5 protein-coding genes are annotated in these 6,061 nt (G+C 78.9%); 2 read left to right on the plus strand and 3 right to left on the minus strand.

Annotation, left to right across the window (positions count from 1 at the left end; all coding sequences use genetic code 11):
* Positions 1-32 precede the first annotated feature (32 nt).
* The gene (locus tag ACZ5NJ_RS36775) at positions 33-1,649 is read left to right on the plus strand and encodes a hypothetical protein (RefSeq protein WP_468771003.1); all 1,617 of its coding nucleotides are present in this window, start codon (positions 33-35) and stop codon (positions 1,647-1,649) included.
* Between the two features lie 721 nt (positions 1,650-2,370).
* Here the strand turns inward: ACZ5NJ_RS36775 and ACZ5NJ_RS36780 are convergent.
* The 3 genes from ACZ5NJ_RS36780 to ACZ5NJ_RS36790 are packed head-to-tail and all read right to left on the minus strand — an operon-like array spanning position 2,371 to position 5,046.
* Entirely contained in the window at positions 2,371-3,408 is a 1,038-nt protein-coding gene (locus ACZ5NJ_RS36780) for an NAD(P)/FAD-dependent oxidoreductase (protein WP_468771004.1), read from the minus strand.
* Complete coding sequence (locus ACZ5NJ_RS36785; RefSeq protein WP_468771011.1) at positions 3,405-3,938, minus strand: isoprenylcysteine carboxyl methyltransferase family protein; 534 nt, start codon at positions 3,936-3,938, stop codon at positions 3,405-3,407. Before ACZ5NJ_RS36785 ends, ACZ5NJ_RS36780 begins: the two co-directional genes overlap by 4 nt.
* A 43-nt stretch (positions 3,939-3,981) precedes the next feature.
* A complete protein-coding gene (locus tag ACZ5NJ_RS36790) occupies positions 3,982-5,046 on the minus strand; it encodes a type III polyketide synthase (protein WP_468771006.1) in 1,065 nt (354 codons plus the stop codon).
* Between the two features lie 89 nt (positions 5,047-5,135).
* On the opposite strand from ACZ5NJ_RS36790, the gene ACZ5NJ_RS36795 reads away from it, so the two are divergent.
* Positions 5,136-5,975, plus strand: coding sequence for a UbiA family prenyltransferase (locus ACZ5NJ_RS36795; RefSeq protein ID WP_468771007.1), 840 nt, complete (start codon positions 5,136-5,138; stop codon positions 5,973-5,975).
* Positions 5,976-6,061: the final 86 nt, after the last annotated feature.

Below are 6,061 nucleotides of genomic sequence, written 5' to 3' on the forward strand. Positions count from 1 at the left end.
TAGACCCGCGCGTCGGCGAGACGGAGCTTTCCATGAATGACCCCAGTACCCTCGCGGCGACGGACCCCGGCGACCGCGACGGCATCCACGCCCCCACCCCGGAACCGACCGACGGCGCCCTTCCCGCACCCCCGCCCCCAGCCCTCGCCGAACCTCCCGCACCCGTCCCCCTCCTCGACCCCCACGCGGCCCGGCCGGCCCGCGACCCCGCGCTCGACGCCGGCCTCCGGCCGTACCCCGAGGCCACCACGGACCGGCCGGAGCCGTCGCCCCGGCCCGACCTCGAACAGCCCCCGGCGCCCGTACCCCACCGCCCAGGGCCCCACGATGCCCCCCGGCCCGCGGAACCCCACGACGCCCACCGCCCCTTCGCGGCGGCCTCCACGGCCCGGCCCGACCCCGGCTCCGGCGCCGGCCTCCGGCCCCTTCGGGACCCCTCGGGGGACCGGACCGGCTCGGGCGGCGGGTTCGACGCCGACTTCCGGCCCCTCGCGGAGGCTTCCGTCGATCGGGCCGACTCCGCGCTCCGCGCCAACGCCCTGCCCCTCACTGAGGCGCCCGTGGAGCGGATTCCACAGGAGCGGCCTGCGGAGTGGGACCGTGCCGGGACCGGCTCGGAACCCCCGACACCCGCTCCCGCGGCCCACGCGGCCCACGCGGCGGGGCCCGAGCCCGGGGCCCCGGAACCGGGTCCCGTGGCCCCGGCCCCTCCCCACGCCGAGCCGCTGCGCACCCTGCTGGAGACGGCCGCCACCTGCCGGCCCGTCGAGGAGGTGACCGCCCTGGTCGGCCTCCTGAAGGAATCGGGCCGGCTCGCGAACCCCGGGCACGACGCCCTCCGCGCGGCCGCCGTCGCCCGGCCGGTCGACGAGGTCCGCCGGATGGTCGCCCTGCTGGGCGAGCACCCCGACGAGGAGGCCGAGGCGGACATCACCCTGCGTGCGGCCGCCATCGGCCGGCCCATCGAGGACGTGGCACTGCTGGCCACCATCCTCGACCCCGAAGGGCCCGGCGCGGCCCCCACGCCCGGCCCCGACGGCGCCGACCCCTCCGCGTCCGACCCCGCCTCCGGTCCGGCGGCGCGGTCGGCGGGCCCGGCGGATCCGGCTGACGTGGCCGTCCGGCCCGACCGTCCCCCGACCGGGGCGGCGGCCCCGGCGCCCGACCCCGTCCCGCAACCCCCGCCGGTCCGCGCGGCCCGGCCCGTGCCCGCCACGGCCACGGCCGACGCCATAGCGGATCGCGCGGCCCGGCGCGGGGGCGTCCTCGGCCACGTGCTGCGCTGGCCGACCGCCGCCGCCCTGCTGTTCTGCGGGCTGCTGCACCTTCCCGGCAACCTCGCGGAGCCGCCCGCCCCGGGCCGGCTGGCGCCCCTCGCGGTGGCACTGCTCTGCCTGCCGCTCGGCGCCCTGCTGGCCGTACGGGACACCCCAGCGGTGTGGCGGGGGGCGGCGGTGGCGGCGCTGGCCGTGGTGACGCTGCACATCGTGGCAGGGGTCGCCTTCTTCAACCCCCTCGACGGCACCCTCGGCGCGCCGTACCCGTGGGCCGGTGTGGCGGCGGTGCTCGGCGCCGGCGCGACAGCGGTCCTGGCCGGCCTCGCACTGGCGTACCGCCCGTCCCGCCCCCACGAGGACGAAGGAGCCTGACCCCGCCGGAGAACCCCCGGCCGCCCTCCGCAGGCGCCCGGGGGTTCCCCCCCGCACCGGGGCGGAAAGCTCCGTCGGATCCCCGCACGGCCGCGCTCTGCCACCGCATCGAAGCGCGCGCCGGCACGGCAATGCCCGGCCGGGCCCGAGGCGGCCGGGGGTGGCGTCTCGCACCGGTCGGCGGGACCCCGTACCCGCGCGACGCCACGGCAACGCCCGGCTGTCCCCGACGGAGCCGTGGGGGTGGCGTCCCGCACCGGCCGTCGGGACCCCGCAGACCGGGCCCCGCCGCCGCATCGAAGCGCGCGCCGCCGCGGCAAGGCTCGGCGGTGCCCGAGGGGGCCGGGGGTGACGTCCCGCACCGGCCGTCGGGACCCCGCACGGGCCCGGGCCCCGCCGCCGCATCCAAGCGCGCGTCGGCACGGCAAGGCTCGGCGGTGCCCGAGGGGGCCGTGGGGTGGCGTCGCGCACCGGCCGGCGGGACCAGGCACGGCCGCGTCCCGCCGCCGCATCCAAGCGTGCGTCGCCGCGGCGAGGCTCGGCTGTGCCCGGCGGGGCCGGTGGGTGACGGCCCGCACCGGCCGTCGGGACCCCGCACCGCCGCGGCAGCGAAGGGCGCGCCGTGTCGGCAACGCCCGGCTGTCGCCGACGCCGCAGGTGGGTGCCGGCCCGCACTGGCCGGCTGAGCCCCCCGCGCGGGGGCGGGCGGAAGGGCGGCGGGTCAGTCCGCCAGGAGGTTCACCGCGCCCGTGAAGACCCCCGGCAGCCGCGCCGCCAGCGGGACGATGCGGGTCGCCAGCGGGGGACGGCGGCGGGCCCACAGGAGGGCCGTGGTCAGGGTGCGGTAGTCGCGGGAGAGGCTGCGCCAGGCCCGTTCGTACTCCTGCGGCCGGCCCGCGCGCACGCAGCGTACGAGTTCCTCCGCCGCCGCCACCGCCAGGGTGAGCCCCTCCCCGGTCAGCGCGTCCACGTACCCCGCCGCGTCCCCCACGAACAGCACCCGCCCCGCCACCCGGCTCCGCGTCCGCTGGCGCAGCGGTCCGGCCCCGCGCACCCCCGCACCCGGCCCGGACGGCGGCGCCGGCAGCCGGGCCGCGAGCAGCGGGAAGCGGCCCAGCTGGACGTCGAACGGCGCCTGCTCCGAGGTCAGCACCGCCACCCCGATCCGGTCCGGCCCCAGCGGGGTCACGTACGCCTCCGCGCCGGGCGCCCAGTGCACCTCGACCAGGTCGCTCCACGGGGGGACCGCGTAATGCCGGCGCAGCCCGTACCGGGCCGGCCGCCCCGGAGCGGCCGGCACCGCCAGGCCCAGCCCGCGCCGCACCGGCGAGTGCAGCCCGTCCGCCGCCACCAGGTAGCGGGCCGTCAGCCCGGCCGCCCACACCCGCCGCCCGTCCTGGCGGACCTCCCCGGCGCGCCGCGCGAGGACCCGTACGCCGAGTCCCGCCGCACGCTCGGCGAGTGCCGCCTGGAGCTCTGTACGCCGGCACCCGCGCCCCGGACCGGCGCGGAAGAGCCCCTCCGCGCGCAGCCCCGTCACCCCGTCCACGTAGCGGATGCCGCGGAAGGCGCGGCCCGGCACCGTCACGCCCAGTGCCTCGAACCGCCGGACGGCCCCCGGCATCAGCCCCTCCCCGCAGGCCTTGTCGATCGGTGTGGGGCGCGGCTCCAGGACCACCGCCTCCAGCCCGGCCAGCGCCCCGTGGATCGCGGTCGCCAGCCCCGCCGGGCCGCCGCCGGCCACGAGCAGGTCGATCACCGCACCAGCCCCAGCAGCGGATCGGCGGTACGGGCGTACGTGAGCGCGGTGTTCTCGCAGCGGATCCGCACCCGCAGCAGCAGGGCGTTGAGGAGGGTGAAGCCGAGCGCGGTCATCCACGCCGTGTGCACCAGCGGCAGCGCCAGCCCCTCCAGTACCACCGCCGCGTAGTTGGGGTGGCGCAGCAGCCGGTACGGTCCCGCCGCCACCAGCGGCAGCCCGGGCACCACGATGACCCGGGTGTTCCAGCGCGTGCCCAGGGACAGGACGCACCACCAGCGCAGCCCCTGCGCCGCCACCACCACGGCGAGGGCCGGCCAGCCGAGCGCGGGCAGGAAGGGCCGGTGCACGGCCTCCACCGCGCAGCCCGCGAGCAGCGCGGTGTGCAGGGCGACCATGGCGGGGTAGTGGCCGCGGCCGTACTCCCGGCCGCCGCGCGCCAGGCTCCAGGCGGCGTTGCGGCGGGCCGTGGCCAGCTCGGCCAGCCGTTCGGCGGCGACCAGCGCGAGGAGGAGGAAGTACCAGGTCAGCGGGGTGGCGGCGGAGACGGAAAGCATCAGCGGCATGGGCACCTCACCAGCGCAGCAGGACGAGTTCGGAGGCGAAGCCCGGACCGAAGGCGAGCATCAGGCCCACCGATCCGGGCGCGGGCGGCCCGGCGGCCTGGACGGCGCCGAGGACGTGCAGGACGGAGGCGGAGGACAGGTTCCCTACGGCCGCCAGCGAACGGCGGCTGGCGGCGAGGGCGTGCTCGGGCAGCCCCAGGGAGCCGGCCAGCACGTCCAGGATCCTGGGGCCGCCCGGATGGCAGATCCAGACGTCGACGTCGGCGGGCTTGAGGTCGTGTCCGGCCAGGAAGGACTCGACCTCCTCGACCACGTGCAGCCCGACCAGCTCGGGCAGCTCCCGGCCCAGCACCATGCGCAGGCCCCAATGGCCGATGTCCCAGCCGAGGAGGTGCCCGGTGCCCGGGTAGAGCCGGCCGCGCGCGTCCACCACCCACGGCCCGCCGGGGCCGTCGTGCAGGGGGTGCTCCGCGCCCACCGCGACCAGGGCCCCGGCCCCGTCACCGAAGAGGGCGCCCGCCACCAGGTTCGCCATCGAGGTGTCGGCGGGCTGGAGGGTCAGCGAGCACAGCTCCGCCGACAGCAGCAGGGCGGCCTGCCCCGGCCGCCCGGCCAGCTGCTCGTGCAGCATGCCCAGCCCGGCGGCGCCCGCCGCGCAGCCCAGCCCGAAGAGGGGGACGCGCCGTACGTGCGGCCGCAGCCCGGTCCGTTCCGCGAGCCGGGCCTCCAGGGAGGGGGTGGCGAGCCCGGTGACGGTCGTGGACACCACCACACCGATGTCCGGCGCCGCGACGCCCGCGCCCGCGAGGGCGGACCCGACCGCCTCGGCGCCGAGCTCCAGGGCCGTGCGGAGGAAGAGGGCGTTGGTGGTGCCGAAGTCGGCGTCCGGGCCGCCGTAACGTTCCAGCGGCTGCGCGAGGTGGCGGGAGCCGACCCGCGCCGAGGCGTGCACCCGGCGCAGCAGGGCGGCGTCGGCGCCGGGTGGCAGGCACCGGACCAGCGCCTCCGTGATCTGGGCCTGTGGGTACAGGTGGGGCGGGAACACGCTGCTCACCGCCAGGACACGGGTCATTGGCCCAACATAGGGAAGAACAGGGCAAACCTGGGCGAAGCGCGCGAGGGGCGGCCGAGGAACCTGCCGCCACGGCGTAGCGTGACGCCGTGCCCGCCCCCTCCTCCGCCTTCCCCCTGCCGACGGTCCCGGTGGGCGGCCTGCTGCGCGCCTGCCACCCGCTCCCGGCGGCCGCCGTCACCCTGGTCGCCGGGATCCTCGCGGCCGCCGCCGGGCGCGGCCCCGCGGGCACCGCGCTCACGGCAGGGGCGGTGGCGGCCGGGCAGCTCTCGGTCGGCTGGTGCAACGACCGCGTCGACCTGGGGCGCGACCGGGCCGCGGGCCGCCGGGACAAGCCCCTGGCCACGGGCGGGGTACCGGCCGGCGCGGTGACCGCCGCCGCCCTCACGGCGCTGGCCCTGTGCGTCCCGCTGTCGCTGGCGGCCGGCGCGGCGGCCGGCGCCGCGCACCTCACCGGGGTCGCGGCCGCCTGGGCGTACAACCTGTGGCTCAAGGGCACGGCCGTCTCCTGGCTCCCGTACGCCCTCGCCTTCGGGCTGCTGCCGGCCTTCGTCACGCTCGGCCTGCCGGGTGCGCCCTGGCCGCCGCCCTGGCTCACCGCCGCCGCCGCGCTGCTCGGCGCCGCCGCCCACTTCGCCAACGTCCTGCCCGACCTGGCCGACGACCTCGCCACCGGCGTCCGCGGCCTGCCGCACCGGCTCGGGGCCCGCCCCTCGGCGGCGCTGGCCGCGCTGCTCGTCGCCGGCTCGGCGGCCCTCCTGGTCCTGGGCCCGCCGGGGCACGTCACCCCGTACGGCTGGACCCTCCTCGCCCTGACCGCCGCCCTGCTCGCGGGCACGGCCGCGGCCCCGGGACGGACGCCGTTCCTGGGGGTGATGGCGGTGGCGACGGCCGACGTCCTGCTGCTCCTCGCTCGCAGCACGGCCTAGACGAGTAATTCCGAAGTCTTCGGGCGCATGAAGCGAGGGTCTCGTTGGTTCGTTTGTGACGACAAACCTGGAGACCCTCGCGACTG

This window comes from Streptomyces sp. NPDC032091 (assembly GCF_055580265.1).